A 22,857-nucleotide genomic window follows, 5' to 3' on the forward strand; every position below is an offset into this window, starting at 1 on the left:
TGGCAGTGGGTTTGGTAGGAGCCTGGAGATGCTTTCGACACGCGCCTACGCTAAGCTAAAAATTAAACATTTTTTTAAGCTAGCACCGTTTTCTAATCATTTTTTTTTCGGTTTAATCAAAATTCACCAACAAGGGCAACGATGGCGGATTGGATAGGGTACAGGTGGCTGGCGGCACAATATGGTATTGAGCCGGTGCAGGCTTTCCGTACCGACAGCGCCATTGCGGGTTCACGCTCCACGGTGCATGAGCATGGCTACGTACATGAGTTTTACGCCCCCTTGATGCGTCCTGCGGACAGCCTGCAGGGACACTTAACCTTCGCGCTAAAGCATGAGAGGGTCCATCTCGAGTTCCTGGCACGCCTGTTCACGGTTATCCCCAAACAAGAAATGAACAACTGGGTGTCCTCGGAGCCTTCCGGTCGCTATGCCAGGCGAGCGGGATTCCTCTATGAGTACCTTTCGGATGAGGCGCTGGATTTCCCCGGCGTTAGCGCGGGAAACTACGTTCCGGCCCTGGATGACACCCAGTATCTGACATCGCCTGCGCCCATCAACAATCCCCGCTGGCGGGTGCGCAACAATATGCCGGGTACTCGGGAGTACTGCCCCATTGTGCTACGTACCGAGCGCGTCAGGCAGGCTGAACAGTATGACTGTGCTGAACATCTGGCGCGCATCGAAGCGGAGTTCGGTGACGATCTATTGATGCGAAGCGCCGTCTGGCTGACGGTCAAGGAGAGTCGAGCCAGTTTTGCCATTGAGCACGAGCAGCAACATGCGGATCGCGTTCAGCGATTTGCCGCGGTGCTAGAAAAAGCATGTGGCCGTAGTGAACAGCCCTTATCCAACGAAGAATTGGAGGCCTTACAAAAGCAGATCCTAGGCCCGAGAGCGACGCGCTATGGCATTCGCCGCTCCCCCGTGTTTGTCGGTGAGGTCGAAGGATTCAATGAGGTGGTGCATTATATCGCCCCGCACTGGGACGATGTGCCATCCCTGTTGGATGGGCTGCGGGCATTCACCATACGGACCCAGGGGGCTCCGTCGCTGATCAGGGCAGCCGTGCTATCGTTCGGATTTGTCTATATCCACCCCATGGTGGATGGCAATGGGCGCATCTCGCGATTTCTGATCAATGACGTACTACGTCGCGATCGGTCGGTACCGGAACCCTTTATTCTGCCTGTCTCCGCGACTGTCACGAGCTCGGTCATTAACCGGCGCGGATATGATCAAATATTGGAGCTGTTTTCGCGCCCGTTAATGCAAAGATACGCGGGCGACTGGCGTTTTGGGACCGAACAAGTCGCTGAGGATGGGGTTCGCTATAACTTGGATTTCACTGCCTATTCGGATGCGCTACCAGCTTGGCGGTACCCGGATTTGACGGATCATGTGGAGTACCTTGCTGATGTGGTGCGTATGACTGTCGAGCAGGAGATGCCCAAGGAAGCCAGTTACTTGCGCGATCACCGCAATGCGCGGATACGAGTGAAAAGAGTGGTTGAAGGGCCAGACAGCGATATAGATCGGATCATTCGCTCAGTACGCGAGAGTGGCGGACGTGTCTCCAACAAGCTGTGCAAGGAGTTCCCGGTACTGCGGGACAAGGCGGTGGCCGAGGAGGTAGCCGAGGCGGTGCGCTCCATCTTCGATACATAGAATCCTGAAGGAAGTAGGGCAGGTGTACACCACCCGGCTGATACAAAGTGGGAGGCCGACTTGTCGGGCGATGGATGTTTCCCCAGGCACCTGCGGCGCCAATCGCCGGCTGAAGCCAGCTCCTACGCGGTGGTGGCAGTGGGTTTGGTAGGAGCCTGATTTATCGGGCGAGCCCTTGATGGTTGCCCTTTGCAGCCAACCCCTCGCGCGATAAATCGCCCTCTCACCCGGCAACCTCACCGGCTGATACAGGGCCGGCATGTCGCGCGATAAATCGTCCTCTCATCTATCCTCTTTTTAATTCAAAGGCGTGATCATTATGCGTAAATATTTCGGTACCGATGGGGTGCGCGGGCGGGTCGGGGAATTTCCCATGACCCCGGATTTTGCCATGCGCTTGGGCTGGGCGGCGGGCCAGGTGCTCGGCGCACAGGGCGTCAGCGAAGTGTTGATCGGCAAGGACACCCGCGCCAGTGGCTATATGCTGGAGTCCGCCCTGGAGGCGGGCTTTTCCGCCGCCGGCGTCAACGTTGCCCTGGTGGGGCCCTTGCCCACCCCGGCCATTGCCTATCTGGCCACCACCTTTCGTGCCAATGCCGGCCTGGTGATCAGTGCCTCGCACAACCCCTTTTATGATAACGGCATCAAGCTGTTTGCCCAGTCGGGGCATAAATTGACCGATGCTCAGGAGCAGGAGATCGAGCGCTGGCTGCAGCATGCGCTGGACGAGGGCATGACCTGCGTGAGCTCGGAAAAACTCGGCAAGGCGCGGCGCATCGAGGATGCCGCCGGGCGCTATATCGAGTACTGCAAGTCGCATTTTCCCAGCCGACAGAGCCTCAACGGCCTGAAAATCGTGGTGGATAGCGCCAACGGCGCGGGCTATAAGGTCGGCCCGGCGGTGTATCGCGAGCTCGGCGCCGAGGTGATCAGCCTGCACGATGCGCCCAATGGGGTGAACATCAACCATGAGTGCGGGGCCACGGATCTCACCAGCTTGCGTGCCGCGGTGATCGAAAAACGGGCGGATTTAGGCATTGCCCTGGACGGCGACGCGGATCGCTTGATGATGGTCGACCATACCGGCGCGATAGTGGATGGCGATGAGCTGCTGTTCTTGCTTGCCCGCGAGGCACAGGCGGCAGGCTACACCGGCGGCGTGGTGGGCACCCAGATGAGTAACCTGGGGCTTGAGCAGGCGCTGGCGGAGCGGGGCATTGCGTTCAAGCGCGCCAAGGTCGGCGATCGTTATGTGATGGAGCAGCTCACAGCCACCGGCTGGCGGCTGGGCGGCGAGGGCTCCGGCCACCTGCTGAGCCTGGACCACGCCGCCACCGGCGATGCGATCATTGCCTCCATCCGCGTGCTGGCGGCGCTGCTCGCCCAGGGGACTACCTTGCACCTGGCCAAGCAGGGCATGCGCAAGCTGCCGCAGACCCTGGTGAATGTGCGCTACCAAGCCCAGGAAGGCGTTGACCCGCTCGGCACGCCAGGGGTCAAGGCCGCCATGCAGGCGGTGGAGGCGCGCCTGGGCACCACCGGCCGGGTATTGCTGCGCAAATCCGGCACCGAGCCGTTGATCCGTGTGATGGTCGAAGCCGAAGACGCCGACCAGGCCAACGGCTGCGCCCAGGAAATTGCCGGCGCGCTGGGGTAGGGCGCCCCCCTATAGCCAGCCAAGCCGGTGGGAGGCCGACTTGTCGGGCGAGTCCTTGGGTTATTGCCCTTTGCCGCCAACCCCTCGCGCGATAAATCGCCCTCCCACCAATCAACCCCACCAGGGTGATACAGGGTGGGAGGCCGGTTTACCGGGCGAGCCCTTGGGTTATTGCCCCAGGCGCCTGCGGCGCCAATCGCCGGCTGACGCCAGCGCCTACGGGTGGGGTAGTGACAGAGTTGGTGTTGATCGGCAACATGCCTTATGGTTTAAGGCATGTTGCTGGATGAGGATGGTTTGTGATGGAAGCACTCGATATTGAGCTAGAGGAAGAGGTTGCCCTGCTGATGGGCGGTCGTCGTGGGGTCCGCACTGACGAGCTGATCCGGCAGGGTGTTCCGTTGGCTGCGCTGGAGCGTCTTGCGCAGCACGGCGTAGATGTCGCCCGGCTAGGAATCATCAAGCCCCGCACGCTTAGTCATCGTCGTGCAAAAGGTGAGGCCCTCTCTCCTGAAGAGGGTGACCGACTGTATCGCGCCAGCAAGATCATCCTGCTCGCAGAGGAGATCTTCGGGTCCCAGGAGAAGGCCGCCAAGTGGTTGAAGAAGCCACGGCGGGCGCTGGGCAACCTCAGTGCCCTGCAAGCCATCGCCACCACGCCCGGCTACGCGGCTGCCGAGGAGCTTTTAGAGCAACTGCGTCACGGCTTCGCTGCCTGATGGGGCGGGTATTGTGGCGAATTTCAGAGTTCAAGGATCTTTCTGGTAAATGGAACAATCATTTGGCTGTTACCCGGCTGTTTGGAGATGACTGGCTGAGAAAGGCCGACACACTGCTTATGCGGGTGCCGACGGCGATTGTGCCGCACAACTCCAACTTTCTGTTCAATCCTCTTCACCCTGACGCTGGCCACGTCGAGCTGACTCACTTCGAGTTCCCGGTCGATCCCCGTTTGTTCAGGTCGGCGCGATAACTCGTCCTCCCACCCGATAATCAAATCCCCAGCGGATCTCAAGGCTTTTCCTTTGTTTACCCCCCGTTAGTTTGCCTAACTTAAGCACTTCATCCACTATCCCGGAATATTCTAAGCCTCCTAATATTTTCAGGGGCATTGCTACATGGAGCTATGTGCGTGAGCGATGATTTTACTCAGATGGAAACTCAGCAGACTATCCACGAGCTGATCGCTCAGCAGGCGCCTCTGGAAAAAAGCCTGGAGGCGATTGCTCATTGGATCGGTATCCTTTTTCCCGGTGCCATCGTGGCTTTCATGCGCTTCAATCCCGCTCATCAGTCCTTGAGCCTCTATCCCGGCCAGCGCTTCTCCGAGCGCTATCAGAACCTGCTGCAAGACGTGCCGATCGGCCCTGGTTCGGCCTCCTTTGGCTGCGCGGCCTACCAGCGCCAACTGGTGGTGACCGAGGACATTCGCAGCGACCCTCGCTGGTCAGCGTTTCGCGAGGCCGCCGAGCACGAAGGCCTACGCGCCTGCTGGTCGAGCCCGGTGATGACCGCCAGCGGTGATTTGCTGGGAACCTTCGGCACCTATTATCGCCAGCCCGCCTTGCCTGATGAAGCGAGTCAGCGTCGTTTGCGCCAGGCCGCCGCGCTGGTGGCGCTGGCCATCGTGCGTGATCGCGATACCCTCTGTCATCGCACCTTGTCCGAATGGCACCGCTCGCTGTTCGTGAACCATCCGGACGGCGTCTATGAGTTTGACCTGGAAGGTTGCTTCCAGCGCAGTAATGCCGCCTTGTCGCGCATCTCGGGCTATCCGGAAGAGGCGCTGATTGGCCGGCATTTCAACGACTTCCTTGACCCCGGCTACCGTGAGTTCACCCAGGCCAGTTTTGATATCGCCCGACAAGGCGGTTCGCGCCAATACGAAACCATGGGTAAGCACCGCGATGGCCACGCCTATTATCTGGAAGTCCTGAACTTTCCCGTGTCCATTGATGGCGAGGTTGTCGGGGTCTACGGCATCTGCCGCGATATCACGCGGCGCAAGCAGGCCGAGGCGTCACGGCGCCTGCTGGAGCGAGGTATCCAGGCGACGCCTAACGGGATTGTCATGGCCGATGCCAGCAAGCCCGACATGCCGCTGGTCTATGTCAATGAGGCCTTCTGTACCCTGTCCGGTTACCCGCCGGAGGAAGTCCTGGGCCGCAACTGCCGTTTGCTGCAGGGGCCGGACACCGATGCAGCGTCCGTCGCCACCATCCAGCAGGCCATCGCCAGGTGCGATCGCGTGGATACCACGCTGCTCAACTACCGCAAGAATGGCTCGACCTTCTGGAACCGCCTGTCGCTGAGTCCGGTGCTCGACGACCAGGGCTTCTGCACCCATTACATCGGTACCCAGCAAGACATCACCCAGCATCGCGAACAGAAGGCCCAGCTGGCCTATCAGGCGACCCATGACCTCCTGACCGGCCTGGCTAACCGCACCGAGCTGGATAAGCACCTCTGTGAAGCCTTCGCCCGCGTCCAGCAGGAACAGGGCCTGCTGGTGGTCATGCACCTCGATCTGGACGGTTTCAAGGCGGTCAATGATGGGCTGGGGCATCATGTCGGCAACTTGCTGCTGGTCGCGGTGGCCGAGCGCCTGCAACAGCTGATAGCGCCGGGGCATACGGTGGCGCGTCTGACCGGCGACGAGTTTGCACTGCTGCTTCCCAACCTGGAGAGCATCCAGGCCGGCAAGGCCCTTGCCGAGCGGGTGCTGGAAGCGCTGACCATGCCCGTATGGGTCGCGGACAAGCCCTTGCACATCAGTGCCAGCATTGGCATTGCCTGCAACGACGCCACGCTGGAACAGCCCCATGAGCTGATGCAGCGCGCCGACCTGGCGATGGCCGAGGCCAAGCAGCAGGGTCGCAACACCTGGCACTGGTATCAGGGTGACGTCCAGCGAGTCACCCGGGAATCGGTATTGCTGCGCCAGGAGCTGCATGCCGCGCTGAGCCATGACCAGTTCGAGCTGTTTTACCAGCCCATTGTGGAGGCGGTGAGCGGTCGCATTCGTGGCCTGGAGGCGCTGATCCGCTGGCGGCATCCCGAGAAGGGCTTGGTTTCGCCGATAACGTTCATTCCGCTCGCGGAACAAACCGGTCAGATCATCCCCATAGGGCGCTGGGTGCTACGCCGCGCCTGCCAGGACGCCGCGGCCCTCTACGCGGCGGGCGAGCGGGGGATGCCGGTGGCCGTCAACATCTCATCATTGCAGTTTCGGCGTGACGGCTTTCTGGAGGACGTCCAGCAGGTGCTGACCGACACCGGCCTGCCGCCAGCACTGCTGGAATTTGAGATAACCGAGAGTGTGCTGCTGGACGGGGCCGACCAGGCCATCGAATTGATCAAACAGCTCAAGACCATCGGCATCCAGGTGGCTCTCGACGACTTCGGCACCGGCTTCTCAAGCCTGAGCTATCTGCGTGACCTGCCCATTCATAAGGTCAAGCTGGACCGGGCTTTCATCAAGGATATCCTCACCAACCGCTGCAATGCCGCCATTGTGCAGGGGATTATCACCATGGCGCACCATATGGAGCTGGTGGTGGTCGCCGAGGGCATTGAAGGGCGCGAGCAGCAGGAGGATCTGGTGCGTCGTGAATGCGATCTGCTTCAGGGCTTTCTTTTCGCCAAGCCCATGCCGTTAAAAGACCTGCTGAGCCTGCCCGACTTCCTGCCCCACCCATAACAACCCCCAGCGTCAGCCAATCGGGTAGGAGCCTGACTTGTCGGGCGAGCCCTGGGGTTTGTCCTTTCTGATAATGAAAACTAAGGCTGGGATGGTAGAATGCCGCCCAGCCTTTTTTTTGCTGTTTGGCCATCAACGGTCACTAACCCAATCTCGTTTCATTAATAGGTTCGTATGAATACCTTCCCGTTCTGGCTGACGCCTTATGGCGCATTGGCAATGTCGGCGGCAGTGTTGCAGCACCGCAGCCTCAAATGACATGCTTGAACAATATTTGGGTGTTGCTGTTCGGCGCCCTGTTGATCGGGGTGCCATGGGGCTATGCCGTGATCCCGTTGCTGGCGGGCGGCTCGTTATTGCTCTGGCTGGGCATGCGGCCGAGAAGCATCCGGCGCCTGCAGTGCCTGGACCGGGACGATGCCTGGCTGTGCCTGGCATTGCTTGTTTTTGGTGGCGTATGGCTCGCCGATGTAGGGCGTAGCGGGCACTGGCCGGTGGGCCAGGGCAACCAGGGGGTGATGCTGCCGCTCTGGCCGCTGCTGGCGGCGGCCTTTCTGGCAGGGCTGCGCTTACGGCCCCTGACGCCTGGGGTGTTATGGGCCGCGGTGAGTCTCGGCGCCCTGGGCGCGGGCAGCATTGCACTGTATGAACGCTTGATCATCGGGCATGCCCGGGCCGCCAACGGCATGAATGCGATCCCCTTTGGCAACCTTTCGCTGTTGCTGGGTGGGCTGTCTTTTATCGGCGCCCTCTGGTGCATGCGGGGCGCCAAGATCCAGCATAAAAGCCTGCTGGCGCTTACCCTGGTCGCGGGGCTGGCCGGCATGCTGGGCTCGCTGTTGTCCGGTACCCGCGGGGGCTGGATTGCGGCACCGCTATTGTTGTGGGTGATCTACCGGGCGGCCCGCGAGGTGCTGTCGTTGGCGTGCCTGCATCGGCTGGCGGCGGGGATGCTAGTGCTGCTGATCGCGGTGGTGGTGGTGCCGCAAAGCGGGGTGCGCGATCGCGTGGCGCTGGCGGTGAGCAATGTAGAGGCTTACTGGACCCAGGATGTACGTGGCACCTCGGTGGGGTTGCGCCTGGAAATGTGGCGGGCCGGCGGCAGCTTGTTTGTCGAGCGGCCTTGGCTCGGCTGGGGAGAGGGCGCGCTTGAGGTGGCGAGAGACAAGCTAGTGGCTGAGGGACGATTGCACCCGGGCATCAGCCAGCATGATCAGCTGCACAGCGACCTGATCGATACCGCGGCGCGGCGCGGAAGCCTGGGGCTGCTAAGCCTGTTGCTGCTGTATGGCGTGCCGATCGGGCTGTTCTGGAAACACCTGCGAGCGCCCGGCGCTGGCGCGGAAATACGCTTGCTTGCCGCCGCCGGCATGATGGTGCCGGTGGCGTTCATCGATTTCGGCCTCACCCAGTCCATGCTGCGCGATGCGCGTGGTCTGAGTGGTTATCTGGGCTTGCTGGTCATCTGCTGGACGGTGTTCAGGCAAGCTCAAGTCTCTGCGCCTGACGCCGCCTTGCGCAGGGGATCAGCGACTTGGTTATCGAAGCGCTGCACCGGATAAATCCCTGTCTAGAGACGCGAGATAAAAACCCCATGCCTGTAGCACTGCCTCGCCATTTGGCGATTTTACTGCTGATGACGGTAGCCACGTTGTTTGCTGCCAACCACGTCTCGGCACGGCTGGCCTTTGACGACGGTGCCGGGCTGCTGCTGGCCGTGTTGATGCGCTCCGGGGTGGCCTGCGTGATCTTGGCGACCCTGGTGATCGGGCAAAAAAAGCGCCTGCGACTGCCGGCGGGGACATGGCCATGGCAGCTGGCGGTGGGCTTGCTCATCACGCTGCAGAGTGTTTTTCTCTACTCGGCGGTAGCGCGCCTGCCGGTGGTGATCGCGCTGCTGCTGGTCAACACCTTTCCCATTCAGCTGGCGCTGATCAGCTGGGCGCTGGGCGGGCGGCGTCCGACGCTGCGTCAGTGCTTGTTCATGGGCACCATCCTGATCGGGCTTCTGGTGGTGCTGGATATTCCCACCTGGTTGAAAGAGGCGGAGAGCCTCGGCCCCGCCTGGACGCAAGGTATCGGTCTGGGGCTGGCGGCGGCGTTCTGCTTTGCCAATGCGTTGTGGATCACCGAGCACCGCTTAAGTGCGCTCAGCAGCACCGTGCGCAGCTACCTGACCATGCAGACGGTGTTTATCGCCATCATCATTGCCGGCATGCTGGGCGTTATGCCCGGCGGGCTGGCACTGCCGGCAAGCAGCACCGGCTGGCTGGGGCTGACGTTCTTGGCGCTACTTTACGCCACCGCCTTTTCGACACTGTTTATTTTCGTGCCGCGTCTGGACATGGCGCGCAACGCGCCGGTGATGAACGTTGAGCCGGTGGCATCGCTGCTGCTTGGCTACGTCGTGCTGGGGCAAATGCTCAGCCCCAGCCAGCTTGTCGGCGGCGCCGTGGTGCTTAGCGGCATCGTGATGATGGGGCTTTCAAAAGGTCGCTAATGTAGTGGTATTGGTAGGAAGGGCAACCCCGTAGGAAATGGGGGAACGGGTCCATCCCATTTCCTACCCTGTATCAGCCGGGTGGGGTTGACGGGTGGGAGGGCGATTCATCGCGCGAGGGGTTACCTGCAAAGGGCAAATAACCAAGGGCTCGCCCGACAAGTCGGGCTCCTACCTCATTACCAACCCCCTGGGGATCTTGACCGGGTGGGAGGGCGATTTATCGCGCGAGGGGTTGCTGCAAAGGGCAACCATCAAAAGCTCGCCCGATAAATCAGGCTCCTACCAATCCACAGCCACCCCCCGTAGGAGCTGGCTTCAGCCGGCGATTGGCGCCGTAGGCGCCTGGCCGTTCTGGATCACGAGCGCATGGTTAACGATTGCAGCGCTGACCGTCGCTAGCGGTGCGGCCCCGAAGGGCAATGGTCTATGCTATGAACCAACGTCCATTATCTCGGAGCAAGGCAATGAATCATCCGCAGCTCGATATGCCGCTCATCCGTAAGCGCCTGGAGAACCAGCGCCGGGCGCTGCTCGCTGAGAGTCTCGAGAGCCTGGCGTCTCGGGGGACTGTGATGCTGGATCAAACCGCGGTGGGGCGCCTTTCGCGCATGGATGCCCTCCAGGCCCAGGCCATGGCCGAGGCCGAGGAAGATCGGCGTCAGTTGCAGATCAGGCGCATCGACAATGCCCTTTTACGCATCGACAATGCAGAGTTGGGTGAATGTATCGAATGCGGCGAGTGGATCGGCACCCGCCGCTTGGAAAGCGATCCTACCTTGCTCAAGTGCATCGAGTGCGCAGCCTGAGGTCGTCCGACCGACGTTAGACGTCGATAGGGGTCACGCGGATCGGCAAGCCCTGACGCACGGCGGCGCCGCTGATCGGCTCCAGCCAGGTGCCGTCCACGTTGCGGGTCGGGTCCTTGAAGCCCAGGTCGTTGATGTTGATGCCTGCGCGCAGCCATTCGAGGTCGGGCTGGGACTCGCCGTCGATCACGTGGGGGGTGGCCCCCAGGTCACGGTGGCCGTAGCCGTGCTCGATGCCCAGCGCCCCCGGCATCACCCCCTCGCCGACCAGCGCCAGGGCCACCACGCTGCCGCCGGGACTCTCGATGCGGATGGTGTCGCCATGGGAGATGCCGAAGCGTTCGGCGTCCTGGCGGTGCATCATCACCGGGTTGTAGGGCTTGATCATGCGCAGTCGCTCGAGACCGATGGCGTAGGAGTTCATCAGGTTCGACTTGAACGAGAACGCCAGCAGCGGCCACTCTTCCTCGGTGAATACCTCGCGCATGGCGCGCCCGTCGGCCAGCGGCGGCCGGCCGTGGCAGGGCACGCCGCGGTTGGGCTGGCCACTCTGGGTGTTGATGCTGGTGCCCACCTGCTCGTTGTAGACGCACAGGGTGCGCTTCCAGGCGCTGGTGAGGTTCTGGCCCTTGAAGTGGTCCTTGAAGTCCTCGAAGCGCCCACCGCGGGCGTAGAGGTAGGCCACCGGACCCTGCTCTTCGGGTTTCAGGGTGCGCGCCAGGCGCGGCATCAGCGGTGCCAGGCCGGCATGCTGGATATCGCTCGCGTCGGCGGCGGGCAGTGGCTCGCCCTGCATGGCCACGTTGGCGGCGGCGCGCAGGAAGAAGTCCTCGGCACGGTTGAGCGGGTGCAGCTTGCCCTCGGCATCGGGGATGGCCTCGTCGCCGAAACCGGGCAGGCCCAGGCGCTTGGCGGTGGCGATGAAGAAGCTCTCCATGGAGACCGGCTCGCCTTCCGCGGTCTGCTGCTGGCGCGGTTCCACCACCGGCCAGCAAGCGGTGGTCATCTTGCCCAGATTGCCCTTCCAGGCACCGGTAAAGCCCCACACTTCGTACATCACCGAGTCCGGGACGATATAGTCGGCGTAGCGGTTGGTCTCGTTGAGGAAACCGTCGATGGCCACGAACAGCCCCAGGCGCTTGGGATCCTTGAGCTTCTCGGCGATCAGCGCTTCAAGGCCCGCCTGGCCGTAGATGGGGTTGGCCATGCAGCCGATCACTGCCTTGATCGAGTAGGGGTAGCCGTCCAGCGCCGAGGACAGGTGCTCGGTGAGAATGGGCGGCGCCAGCGAGCGCCAGGGAGCCCGGGCCGGGTAAGGATTCTCGCCGGCGGCCACCTTGCGCTGGTACTCGGAGGACTTCTCGTAGGGGAAACGCGAGCGGGAGAGAAACAGGCCCTGGGGGCCGCGCTTGCCGGGGAAGTTGGCCAGGTCGTAGCGGGGACCTTCGCCGACGCCGTTGAACTGGCCGCCACCCACGGCGCTGCCGCCCTTGCGGTTGTGGTTGCCGGCCAGCACGTTGAGCATCTGCATGCCGAAGGCGGCGTAGAAGCCGTTGCCCGACATCATGCCGCCGTGGGAGTTGGTCACCGCGCGGCGACCGTGGCTGGCGAAGCGCCGCGCCAGGTCGACGATGGTGGCCTCGGGGATGCCACAGTGCTCGGCGTACTCGGCCAAGCCGTGCTCGTTGGCGGCCTCGCGCAGCAGGGTCATGCTGCTCTTGACGCGCACGCTGTTGCCGTCGGCCAGCGCCACCTCGCGGTCGACGAACAGCTCGGCGGCCATCACCTGGGTGCCTTGCACCAGCTCGCCGTCGGCCACCACCATGGGCAGGTCGGCCTCGCTTCCGGCCTCGGCCTGGCCCAGGTCGCTGGCGCGCAGGAAGCGGCCGCGGCGCGGGTGGCCCTCGGTATCGATCACCAAATGGGTGGCGTTGGTGTGGGTCGCCTCACCGGCGGCCTCGGCGGCGGGCTGGCCGGGAAGCTCGAGGAAGTCCTTGGCGTAGCCCGCGTTGTCGAGCAGCCACTGGATCATGCCCATGGCCAGGGCGCTGTCGCTGCCCGGGCGGATCGCCACCCAGCGGTTGTGATCGGCGGCGTGGGAGACTGAGGCGTTGAGTGCCGGGTCGATCACCACGTAATCCAGGCTGCCGGCGGCGCGCGCCTGGGCGATCAGGCGGCCCTGGCGCTTGAAGGGGTTGCCGGCCTGGCTGGGGGCGGTACCTACATAGAGGATGAAGCGGGCGTTCTGGATGTCCGGTTTGGTATGGGCGTTCTTGGCCAGGTCATCCATCACCGCGCCAGAGCCCATGCGATAGGCCAGCCCGCAGTAGGAGCCGTGGTGGCCGTAGTTACGGGTGGCAAAGGCGTTGAAGGTGAAGCGCTTGAGCAGCGCGGAGCGGCCGTAGTCGGTGGCCTCCATTACCATCAGCTGGTTGGCCTTGGGGCCGTACTCGGGGTTCTCCGGGTCGATCAGGGTGTCGTGGTCATGGATGGCGCGTAGCCCATCCACGTTACCTTCGCCGAACAGATCGCCGCCCTCGCAGACCTCCTCGATCAGCTGCTCAAAGGAGACCTTCTGCCACTCGCGGCCGCCGCGACCCCCCACCCGCTTGAGGCAATGGGTCACACGGAAGGGGCTATCGATCTGCGCCATCATGGCGTTGCCGCGGGCGCAGGCGGTGGAACGGTTCTGCTGACCCTGGTCGCCATAGGCGCTCAGCCCGCGCAGCGCATCCACCACCGGGGTGCGCATCGGCAGGTGCTCGTCGGCGGAGAGCGGGTTGTAGGGATTGCCGGAGACGCGCAGCACCTGATCGGTGGCGTTGTCCACGCGCACCCGTACGCCGCACTTGGTGGTGCAGCCGTAGCAGACGGTGAAGGCCACACGCTGGTCGGGGTTGAGGGTCAGCTCGCCACTCTGGGGGTCGACGCTGTATTCCGGCGCCAGGGAGTTGCCGTGAATGCGGTCCTTCGGCTTCTCGCCCGCGCTGCCGGTGACGCCCTTGCCCATCTTGAGCAGCGGGTCGGCGTAGCCGGCGACGAAGGTGGCGGCGCCGCCAGCGGCGACAGCACCTTTCATGAAGCGGCGACGTGATTTGTCTACAGAAGACTTAGCCATGGCTGGGAGTTCCTTCAGAATTTTCCGCAGCGCTCTGGGCGGCGGGGTGTGCAGGGGCGGGGGTTACAGGTGACAGATCGGCAGCACTGCCGCCCTGGCGGGCCTGGCGCCACGGCACGAAGAGGTCGATCAGCAGGATGGCGGCGAGCCACAGGCCGAAGGTGCCGACGATGCCCAGGATGCCGGAGGAGCCGGCGGGGATGCCGTAATGGTGGAAGCCGGCGCTGTGGCGGGCCACGGTCTGCACGTCCATCAGCACCACCCAGCGGAACATCCAGCCCACGTGCAGGGCCACCAGACCGAGCACCCAGGTCCAGGCATAGAGTGCCGGGCGGCGCGGCGCAGGACGACTGAGCAGGTAGAGCACGGCGCCGAACAGGGCCAGGCCGGTCAGGCCGCCCCAGAGGGCGGTGCTGCGCCACTCGGCGCTGCCGCGCACCGATTCCATGGCTGCGGCCACCGAGCCGACGTCGGCGTTGATACCGTCGAGGAACCAGCTGCCGGCGACCAGGCCCGCCACCAGGCAGGCGCCCAGCATCACCTTGAGCATCTGCCTGCTGACCATGGTGCTGCGCTCACCGGCCACCCGGTTGAGCACCAGAATCAGCCCGGCGGCGGCGATAAAGCCGGTGGCCACGAACATCGGCGGCAGCCAGACGGTATTCCACAGCGGGCGGGCCTTGACGATGGCCACCTCGGCACCGGTATAGAGCATGATGCCGGTAGAGAGGGCGAGGGTTCCCAGGCCCACCAGCACCACCAGAGCGCGCGGAGTGGGAGCGTCACCCAGCGACAGCCAGCGGGCAATGAACCCTGCGATGCCGGGCGCCTGGCGATTGGCCTGCAGCGCCGGGCGCCAGGCCAGCCAGGCCAGCACGATCACGCCCACCACATAGAGCGGCAGGATCAGGCTGCCGACGGACATCCAGGAGTGAGTGTTGGCATAGGCGTAGAAGTGCCAGAAGCGCAGCGGCTGGTGCAGGTCGGCGAGCAGCGCCACCGGGGCCACCAGGGTGGTGGTCAGGCAGGCCAGCAGCGCCAGGCGCGCGGTGGGCAGCCACTTCTGCTTGCCGAATACCAGCGCCGGTGCGGCCAGCCACAGGGTGGCGTAGGACAGCGCAATCACGAAGAAGTACTGCACCGCCCAAGGGTACCAGGCGATATCATAGCGCGGGGCGAGCAGCTCAATGGTGGAATTCATAGCCCATCTCCTTGCCGTGGGGATCGAGGACGTCCAGGGCCACCGGCTCGGCCTGGGGACGGGTGACGAAGCGCTCGTCCATGCCGAGGTAGAAGACCTGAGGCATTGTGTTCTTCTCGGGCTGCAGCACCATCAGGGCGTCGCCGTGCTCAGCGATCATGCGGCTGATCTGGCTCTCGGGATCGCGCATGTCGCCAATGATCCGTGCGCCGCCCACGCAGCTCTCCACGCAGGCCGGCAGCAGGCCGGCTTCGAGACGATGGGCGCAGAAGGTGCACTTGTCGGCGGTCTGGGTGCGCTCATTGATGAAGCGGGCATCGTAGGGACAGGCGTTGACGCAATAGGCGCAGCCCACGCAGCGGTCGCTGTCGACCACCACGATGCCGTCCTGGCGCTGGAAGGTGGCCTCCACCGGACACACCGGCACGCAGGGCGGGTTTTCGCAGTGATTGCACAGGCGGGGCAGCATGAAGGTGGCAACCTCGCCGGTCTCCTGGTGCTCCACCTCGTACTGGGCGACGGTGGTGCGGAAACTGCCCAGCGGTGCGGCGTTCTCGATATGGCATGATACGGTGCAGGCTTGGCAGCCGATGCACTGGCGCAGATCGATAAGCATGCCGTAGCGCTTGGTAGGGTCGCCTTCACGGCGGGGCGGCTGCTGATTGATGCCCGCGTTGGCAACGCTCGATAGCGGTACCAGGGCAGCCCCCGCACTCAAGCGAGCCAGCTGGCCGAGAAGGGAGCGGCGAATGGGATCCATGGGGCCTCCGGTGGCCGATGAAGAGAGTGCTCCGCAGTGGTGCGAGCGCATTCGATGCCGGTAGGCTACTCTGCTCAGGACCCTGTAGCTTGACTTGCATCAACTAAACGTTAGCAGGCTTTTAATGTTGGCTTAATCTTCTATTAACTATCTGATTTAAAAATATTTTATCCGATTCTGTGTTCAAAAATATTTTGCCAGGCAGAACAGCTTTCTGTGCACCTGCCATGTCTTCGCTCTCGCGGGTCTAATGATTGTTTAGGACTCGGCTAGTGTCTCTCATCCTGACTTCATCGGCATATGCCAAGCTATGCCGGGAATTGATTTTCGCATCATGGAACAAGGAGAGGGGTATGCGCGTACTGCTCGTCGAAGATGACGCGCCAGTGGCCGCTGGCGTCGAGACCGGCTTGGCCCTGAGCGACTTCGTGGTCGATACCGTCACCACGCTGGTGGCCGCGCGAGGCGCTCTGGCGACGATCGACTATGACGCGGTCGTGCTCGACCGCCGTCTGCCCGACGGCGATGGGCTGACGCTGTTGCAAGAGTGGCGTCGTTCGGGCGTTGCGACGCCGGTGCTGATGCTGACGGCACGAGACGCCGTGGCCAGTCGCATCGAGGGCCTCCAGGGAGGGGCCGACGATTACCTGGTCAAGCCGTTCGATCTGGACGAGTTGACCGCGAGGCTTCAGGCGCTCCTGCGCCGTGCGGCAGGGCAGGTCGACCGCTCCCTTCGTCACGGTAATCTGGCCCTGGACCCTGTCGCTCGCAGTGTCACGCTTGATGGCGTACCGGTGGCACTGGGACGCCGGGAGTTGATGTTGCTGGAGGCACTGATCCGTGCTCGCGGGCGAATCCTGAGTGCCGATCAATTGAAGGATTGCCTCTACAGCATCGATGACGAGATCGAAAGCAATGCGCTCAACGTGCAGATCTATCAGCTGCGGCGCAAGCTTGGGCGCAACGTGATCGAGACGGTCCGAGGCATCGGTTATCGCCTCGGCGCACCGAGTGGCGATACGACATCATGAGCCTGCGTCTGAGACTTGTGGCCACGCTCGGGATGACATTGATGCTGCTGTGGGGAATCACCGCGGCGTGGTCGATGCGCGACCTGTCGAACCAGCTCGAGCACGCGATGGATCAGCGCCTGGCGCAATCGGCGCGCATGGTGGCGAATCTGCTGGATCGCGCCCCGGCGGCTGCATGGAATGGCGAGGAGGGCGGTGTAACGTCGACCATTCCCGCGCTCGAGGGTGTCGCTTGTCGCGTTTCGTCGCTGCGCGGAAAGATGGTGGCCGGCACGCATCCTGAAATGAACGACGTTCTTGCGATTGATGCCGAAGGTTACAGCTATCGCAATCACGCTGGGCAGCGCTGGCGTGTCTACACCCTGGTCGACGATGACAAGCGAATCACCGTGGCGGATCGCCTGCGTGAGCGGGAATCGCTGTTGGCACAGGTGCGCCGTGCCGCCTTCTATCCGTTTCTGCTTGCGCTGATCGGCAGCCTCATCGCCTTGTGGTGGGGCGTGACCCGGGGGCTATCGCCGCTTTCGAAGTTACAACGGCAGCTGAATTCACGCGACCATGACGACCTCTCGGCATTGCCCGTTCGCAGGTTGCCCGGCGAAATTCGGCCGCTGATCGATGGCTTCAACACCTTGCTTGCACGGACTCGGCGGATGCTCGAATTGGAGCAACGTTTCACCGACGATGCCGCTCACGAGCTGCGGACACCGCTGACCGCCATTCGCACCCATCTTCAGATCGCACGACGGGTCGAGGGGAACCAGCACCGGGAAGCAATGCGGCAGGCCGAGGCGGGTGTGGGACGGCTGACGAAAACGCTCGACCAGCTGTTGCTGCTAGCACGGATGGAGAGCGAAGAGATCACCCGGGGAAGTCTCGATCCCACGCCTCTCGAGGAGGCACTGGAAACCGCGATGACCGAAACCGGCAGTCGCGACCGTTGTCGTTACAATGAGAGGGTGAGCCGGATACACATCGCCCTGTCGGGTTCGCTACTGGTGATCACGCTGCGTAATCTGCTCGGGAATGCGGTGCGCCATGGTTTGCCTGGCGCCCCGATCGAGATTGAGGCGCAAGAATCGAATGGCATGGCGGTGATCAACATCATCAACCAGGGGGAAACCATTCAGCCCGAACAGCTTGCCCGCCTGACGGAGCGGTTCCAGCGCGGAAATCACCCCCAGGGTAGTGGCCTGGGGCTCTCCATCGTCGACGCGATCGTCACCCGTGCCGGTGGTCGGGTGACGTTCACGTCCGGCAACGGCATCGGGCTGCGGGTGTCGCTCCAGTTGCCGTCGAGTTGATCCAGTGAGGGGTCAGGGCGCGTCGCTACCCATGACGCGGCGAAGCTTGTCCGGCGTGGGAGCACCCATGACTTTGCGTACCTCGCCATCATCGTCCTGATAAAAGGTCACGGGTGTTGCGTAGAGTTGGCCGTCGCGCATCATCTGGGTGTTTTCGCTGACCCACTGTTCGCTTTGATCGCTGCCCGCGCTGTCCGGTAGGGCGCCGCTGCGAAAGTGCTCGGCGATCGCATCGCCGGGGTTATCTGCGCTGAGAAGCGCTGCTGCTTTTTCGGGGCTGTCTGCCTTGAGAATACCCACCATCAGATGGCGAATCTGAACCTTGCCGCTCTCGACCCAGGGTTGGGCGTCCTCCCAGAATTTGCGGCAGTAAGGGCAGTTGGGGTCACTGAAGGTATAGATCACGCGTGGTGCATCGACATCTCCATCGCGAACCCAGTGATGATCAGCCATCTGCTGCCAAAGCTCGGCGTTCCTGGGGCCGTTGACGAGCTGCTCCAGCCGCTGGGTAGAGACGTCTCGTCCCTGGGCATCGATCAGCGTGCCGACGATGGCATGCTCACCGTCCGTGGTCATATACGCCGCGATGGCCTGGCCGCGCATGCTGGCGGCATAGCCCAGGCCGTCGGGCGCGTCGAATTCACCGTGAATCGTGAAACCTTGCTGCTCCAGCGCTTTAATCGGCGTGGGCCAGTCGTTGTCGGCGGAGGCTGGCAGGCTCGCCGCCAGGGCGATGCCGACACTGAAGGTAGCCATCAAAGCGCGCCGTGGCGTCATGCGGGGATTGCGAATGTACATAGGGGTTGTTTCCGGGGTTGGAAAGATAATGGCTGGAAAGATAATGGCTGGAAAGATTATGGTTGAAAGGTTCATGGTTCGAGACGCTCGAGACTGCGATCGAGCGTGGCGCGGGAAAGCTCACCGAAGTGGGTGTCGATAAGCATGCCATCGGCGTTGTAATAGAGCGTGGTCGGCATGGCCATGGCGCCCACCTCCTGGCCGAAGGCCATGTTCGGGTCGCGATAGACGTGATCGAGTGCCAGAGACTCTCGCTGCATGAAGGTATTGATCGTGCCGACGCTCTCGCCCTGGTTGACGAACACGAACGTTATGTCGTCCCGCTCCTGCTGGGCCTGTTCGAGTATCGGCATCTCGCGACGACAAGGAGGGCACCAGCTGGCCCAGAGATTGATCACCATGGGCTGGTCGGCGTCTTGCAGCACGCCGGGCAAGCTCACCTGGGTACCATCGAGGACGGTCAGCGGTATCGACGGTACGGTCGCCCCTCGAGGGACCATCAGTGCCAGTACACCCGCGGTCAGCGACCAGACCAGAGCGCCTGATATCACGGCGATGCCGAGCGGTCGCCGCTCGCCAGGGTGGCGCCATAGCCGCCAGGCGAGATAGAGCGAGGCGATGGCAAGACCGGCCAGCGGCTCGAAGCCGCCATCGCGGATGTCCAGCCAGGACCAGAAGGTTTCGTAGCTCTCCCAGTATCGGGCGACGAAAACGCCCCGCGCCCCGACCACGCCGATGAGCAGGGCATTGAACAAGCGATCGCCGACACTGAGCTGTCGCCGGCGGCCTAGCCAGGCACCGACGATCAGCGCGACGACCATCGACACAACCAGCAACAGCTGTCCCAGACTCAGGCCGAGCGGGCCGATGGCCAGGCTGCGATCCAGGGGATTCATGAGCGACTCCCATTTGTGTTTTTGCCCGCTCGTTTGGCCTGATCGAAGCGGTCGAGAAAGGTTTCGGCGTTCAGTTCGCCGATGATACGGGCACTGCGACGTTCGTCCCCGTCGGGGCCGAACCACATCAGCGTCGGTGGGCCGACGACGCCAAAGTGCTGCATGATGGCCTGGTCATGAGCATCATAGTCGGTGACATCGATGCTCAGTCGTTGCACATCCTGTAGCTCGGCCTGGACGGTCGGGTCGGTGAAGACTTCCTGCTCGATCACCTCGCAGGAAATGCACCAGTCGGCGGTGAATTCGACAAGCGTCATCCGGCTACTTTCAGCGGCCTGCGCGATACGGGCGTCGAGCATTGCCAGGTCATTGACCTCATCGAACGCGAGCGGCTGGCCGGCGGGCGATACCGTCGAGGCATCGCCCGCCGAGGCGTAGACCGCCAGCGGTCGCCACGGATCATGGGCGCCACCCGCGGCGCCGATCAGTATCAGCGAGCTCCACAGAGCGATGACCGCTGCGCTGGCGGTCGCTACCTGGGGCACCACGCTCGAGGCGTTGGCGCTTCGTGCCAGGGCGCGGAGCGAAACGGCAAAGCCCAGCCCCAGAGCGCCCCAAAGGCCGAGGACGATGGCGTCCGGCACCACGCGAGCGACGAACCAGATCGCCATCCCCAGCAGAACGAAGCCGAAAAAGGCTCTGACGCGAATCATCCAGGCACCCGGCTTGGGCAGCAGGCGACTACCGATGGTGCAGATCAGGATCAGCGGTGCGCCCATCCCGAGGCCAAGCGATAGCAGCGCCGCACCACCCAACCAGGGATTGCCGCTTTCGGCGATGAACAGTAGCGCCCCCGCCAGCGGTGCGGTCATGCAGGGACCCACCAGCAGGGCGGAGAGCACGCCCATCCCGGCAACCCCTTTCAAGCGTCCGCCGCGTTGGCGCACCATCCGGGCATCCAGGCGCTGCCGCAGCATTCTCGGCAGCTCCAGTTCGAACAGGCCGAACATGGCCAGTGCGAGAAAAATGAAAAGCAGCGCAAACAGGCCGATGAACCAGGTGTTCTGGAACAGTATCTGCAGGTTGGCGCCAGCCATGGCGGCGGCAACCCCGAGTGCCGCGTAGGTGGCGGCCATGGGCAGAACGTAGGCGGTAGACAGCACGAAACCGGTCCTCCGCTGACTCTCTCCCGCCTTGCGCTGACCGACGATCAGGCTGGACAGAATCGGGATCATCGGCAGCACGCAGGGGGTGAACGTCAGAAGCAGGCCCATGCCGAAGAAGGCAGCCAGCGCCCAGACCCAGTTACTGCCGGCCAGCTGCGCCGCCAGTTGCTGATCTTCCGCCATCCCTGCTTCTGGATCGGAAACGGGACTCGATGTCGCGGTCGAGACGGGGGTCGTGTTCGTGGTATCGGAAGCCAGGTCGAAGGTCCGCTGCTGCGGCGGATAGCACAGCCCGGCGTCGGCGCACCCCTGCCAGTGGAGGGTTAGCGTGTCGACGTCACCGGGGCGCGTGGTCATGCTCAGCGCCTGACGGTAGACCTCGGAGCGACCGAAATACTCGTCCTCGATGGACTCCCCATCGGGCATGTCCAGCGATAGCTCACGGCCTTCCGTGTCGGCAGAGAAACTGTGGCGGTAGAGGTAGTAACCGGGTTCGATCTGCCAATCGATCGCCAGTTCATTGCCATCCTGAGTCAGCGTTGGCTTGAAGGCCTGATCCGGGGGAAGAAAATCCCCCTGCTGCCCGAAGGGAGCCTGGGCGGTGGCCACTGTGGCAATGCTGAGCATGGCCAGCATCAGTAGCCACCGCACGAGCCCCGTTCGCATGACCCCTTGCATTGGCCGCGTCTTTGGTCGCATTTCCATCACTCCTGATTTGATGCCGGCCAGGTTGGACCATGGGGATGAGCTGAAAATGAAGCTCGCTTGCTATCGCGGGCTCGAAGGTATATTCATAAAACAAATATCGTTATTCTGATGGAATTCGGCTGGCGTTATTCTGGCCTTACGGTCGCGTCATCAACCTATCGCGTCATCAACCTATCGCGAAAGAAATTAAAGCTTAAAATTGAGTATTGTCATGAACAGTAATCTAGTGTCATCAGGTTTAAAGAACAGTGTGATGGCAGTGCGTACTGCAGTAGCGTTAGGAGCCTGTATGTGGCCGTTAGTGGGATATGCAGACGCGGACGCTGTGCCTGAAAACCACCATGTGATTCCGGCCCAGGGCGACCTTATAGGCCAGGATTATCAAGTAATCGCCAATAAAGAAGATACGCTGATCGATATTGCCCGTACGCATAACGTTGGCTATGAGGAGATACGTTCCGCGAACCCCGAGGTGAGTATCTGGATGCCAGGTGAAGGCGTCGCGGTCACAATTCCAAGACGCCATATTTTACCTGACGTAGCGCGAACAGGCATTGTGATTAACGTCGCCGAACTTAGGCTTTATTACTACCCTGAGGTAGGGGAAGGGGAGACGCCGCGGATAGAAACGTATCCGATTGGAATTGGCCGCGAAGGCTATAATACGCCGCTTGGGATCACTGAAACGACCATTCGTTTGGAGCAGCCGGCGTGGTATCCGCCGCAATCGATGCGCCAGGAGGCCGCTGAGCGCGGAGATCCTGCCCCAGCTGTTGTTCCCCCAGGGCCTGATAATCCCCTAGGTGAGCACGCTATCTTATTGGATATTCCGGGCTACTTGATACATGGCACAAACCAGCCTGACGGTATCGGTATGCGCGCCAGTCGCGGCTGCATTCGGATGTACCCTGAGGATATTGGGTCGATATTTGATGACATCCCCAGCGGTACCCAGGTCAATATTATCGATCAAGCGATTAAAGTCGGTGCAGACGAAGACGGTGCTGCTTATGTGCAAGTCTTCAAGACATTTGCTAATGATGAGTCAATCACTGAAACATTAAAGGAAATGCTTGTTTCGCAATCACTTGTTGCAGAGGATGCCTTGGATAAACTCGATGACCAGCGATTAAGCGAACTGTTTGAGCAGCCGGATGAACAAGTAAAATCGTTATCGTCATTATATAAAATACCTAATGGAAACGGTGATGAACCAACTGATGGGTCAGGCATCCTGAAAGACTTTTTAACGCGAATCGAGTGACAGTACGCAGCGGCTAAGCCGCGCGTTTTCTAATAAAATACCCATTATACAAACTGTGAAGTAAGAAGCAGGGCGCAAGAAAGCAACGAAGTTGGCTGCTTTAAAAGGTGCTTTCACGACGTGCTTTCAAGCGTTCGCGCTTCAGGCTTCCAGTGTGCCTGCCGAAAGAATGCGCCATGGCGCTTGAACCGTCGTGCCGAGAATTGCTGCGTTATGTTGCCGCACCACCGGGGGCAGCCAATTCGCCTAAATGCTTTGGCAAGGTATAGTGGCCGCT

17 protein-coding genes are annotated in these 22,857 nt (G+C 62.1%); 11 read left to right on the top strand and 6 right to left on the bottom strand.

Annotation, left to right across the window (positions count from 1 at the left end; translation table 11 throughout):
• Positions 1 to 141: 141 nt before the first annotated feature.
• The 8 genes from LG290_RS07475 (at position 142) to LG290_RS07510 (ending at position 10,334) form a co-directional block, all read left to right on the top strand.
• On the top strand, positions 142 to 1,668 hold the full coding sequence (locus LG290_RS07475; RefSeq protein WP_499836854.1) for a Fic family protein: 1,527 nt from the start codon (positions 142 to 144) through the stop codon (positions 1,666 to 1,668).
• A gap of 319 nt (positions 1,669 to 1,987) precedes the next feature.
• The gene (gene glmM / locus LG290_RS07480) at positions 1,988 to 3,325 is read left to right on the top strand and encodes a phosphoglucosamine mutase (RefSeq protein ID WP_499836855.1); all 1,338 of its coding nucleotides are present in this window, start codon (positions 1,988 to 1,990) and stop codon (positions 3,323 to 3,325) included.
• A gap of 302 nt (positions 3,326 to 3,627) precedes the next feature.
• Entirely contained in the window at positions 3,628 to 4,044 is a 417-nt protein-coding gene (locus tag LG290_RS07485) for an Xre family toxin-antitoxin system antitoxin (RefSeq protein WP_160418871.1), read from the top strand.
• The gene (locus LG290_RS07490; protein WP_499836856.1) at positions 4,044 to 4,298 is read left to right on the top strand and encodes an RES family NAD+ phosphorylase; all 255 of its coding nucleotides are present in this window, start codon (positions 4,044 to 4,046) and stop codon (positions 4,296 to 4,298) included. The genes LG290_RS07485 and LG290_RS07490 overlap by 1 nt, the downstream gene beginning before the upstream one ends.
• A 159-nt stretch (positions 4,299 to 4,457) precedes the next feature.
• Positions 4,458 to 7,025 (top strand): sensor domain-containing phosphodiesterase, encoded by a 2,568-nt coding sequence (locus LG290_RS07495; protein WP_499836857.1) that lies wholly within the window; start codon positions 4,458 to 4,460, stop codon positions 7,023 to 7,025.
• Positions 7,026 to 7,279: 254 nt separating this feature from the next.
• Positions 7,280 to 8,587, top strand: coding sequence for an O-antigen ligase family protein (locus LG290_RS07500; protein WP_499836858.1), 1,308 nt, complete (start codon positions 7,280 to 7,282; stop codon positions 8,585 to 8,587).
• Between the two features lie 32 nt (positions 8,588 to 8,619).
• Positions 8,620 to 9,525 (top strand): EamA family transporter, encoded by a 906-nt coding sequence (locus LG290_RS07505; RefSeq protein WP_499836859.1) that lies wholly within the window; start codon positions 8,620 to 8,622, stop codon positions 9,523 to 9,525.
• Positions 9,526 to 9,992: 467 nt separating this feature from the next.
• On the top strand, positions 9,993 to 10,334 hold the full coding sequence (locus LG290_RS07510) for a TraR/DksA family transcriptional regulator (protein WP_160418875.1): 342 nt from the start codon (positions 9,993 to 9,995) through the stop codon (positions 10,332 to 10,334).
• Positions 10,335 to 10,350: 16 nt separating this feature from the next.
• On the opposite strand, the gene LG290_RS07515 is transcribed toward LG290_RS07510, so the two are convergent.
• Genes LG290_RS07515 through dsrO form a run of 3 tightly spaced genes read right to left on the bottom strand, consistent with a single transcriptional unit; the run spans position 10,351 to position 15,413 of the window.
• Positions 10,351 to 13,452, bottom strand: a complete 3,102-nt coding sequence (locus LG290_RS07515) for a molybdopterin-dependent oxidoreductase (protein WP_499836860.1) — start codon at positions 13,450 to 13,452, stop codon at positions 10,351 to 10,353.
• Entirely contained in the window at positions 13,445 to 14,653 is a 1,209-nt protein-coding gene (nrfD, locus tag LG290_RS07520) for an NrfD/PsrC family molybdoenzyme membrane anchor subunit (protein ID WP_499836861.1), read from the bottom strand. Before nrfD ends, LG290_RS07515 begins: the two co-directional genes overlap by 8 nt.
• Positions 14,637 to 15,413 carry a sulfate reduction electron transfer complex DsrMKJOP subunit DsrO gene (gene dsrO, locus LG290_RS07525; RefSeq protein WP_160418878.1) on the bottom strand — a complete coding sequence of 259 codons (777 nt, stop codon included), beginning with the start codon at positions 15,411 to 15,413 and terminating at the stop codon, positions 14,637 to 14,639. Before dsrO ends, nrfD begins: the two co-directional genes overlap by 17 nt.
• A 353-nt stretch (positions 15,414 to 15,766) precedes the next feature.
• On the opposite strand from dsrO, the gene LG290_RS07530 reads away from it, so the two are divergent.
• Positions 15,767 to 16,444 carry a response regulator gene (locus LG290_RS07530; protein ID WP_499837059.1) on the top strand — a complete coding sequence of 226 codons (678 nt, stop codon included), beginning with the start codon at positions 15,767 to 15,769 and terminating at the stop codon, positions 16,442 to 16,444.
• Positions 16,445 to 16,518: 74 nt separating this feature from the next.
• A complete protein-coding gene (locus tag LG290_RS07535; RefSeq protein ID WP_499836862.1) occupies positions 16,519 to 17,748 on the top strand; it encodes an ATP-binding protein in 1,230 nt (409 codons plus the stop codon).
• A 12-nt stretch (positions 17,749 to 17,760) separates the two neighbouring features.
• Here the strand turns inward: LG290_RS07535 and dsbG are convergent, their stop codons facing one another.
• The 3 genes from dsbG to dsbD form a co-directional block, all read right to left on the bottom strand.
• A complete protein-coding gene (dsbG, locus tag LG290_RS07540; protein ID WP_499836863.1) occupies positions 17,761 to 18,546 on the bottom strand; it encodes a thiol:disulfide interchange protein DsbG in 786 nt (261 codons plus the stop codon).
• A 71-nt stretch (positions 18,547 to 18,617) separates the two neighbouring features.
• Complete coding sequence (locus LG290_RS07545; RefSeq protein WP_499836864.1) at positions 18,618 to 19,442, bottom strand: TlpA family protein disulfide reductase; 825 nt, start codon at positions 19,440 to 19,442, stop codon at positions 18,618 to 18,620.
• Entirely contained in the window at positions 19,439 to 21,307 is a 1,869-nt protein-coding gene (gene dsbD / locus LG290_RS07550) for a protein-disulfide reductase DsbD (RefSeq protein ID WP_499836865.1), read from the bottom strand. Before dsbD ends, LG290_RS07545 begins: the two co-directional genes overlap by 4 nt.
• 298 nt (positions 21,308 to 21,605) lie before the next feature.
• Here dsbD and LG290_RS07555 point away from each other — a divergent pair, with 298 nt between their 5' ends.
• The gene (locus LG290_RS07555; RefSeq protein WP_499837060.1) at positions 21,606 to 22,580 is read left to right on the top strand and encodes a L,D-transpeptidase family protein; all 975 of its coding nucleotides are present in this window, start codon (positions 21,606 to 21,608) and stop codon (positions 22,578 to 22,580) included.
• The last annotated feature ends 277 nt before the right edge of the window (positions 22,581 to 22,857 follow it).

The organism is Halomonas sediminis (genome assembly GCF_044871105.1).
Taxonomy (GTDB): Bacteria; Pseudomonadota; Gammaproteobacteria; order Pseudomonadales; family Halomonadaceae; genus Vreelandella; species Vreelandella zhuhanensis.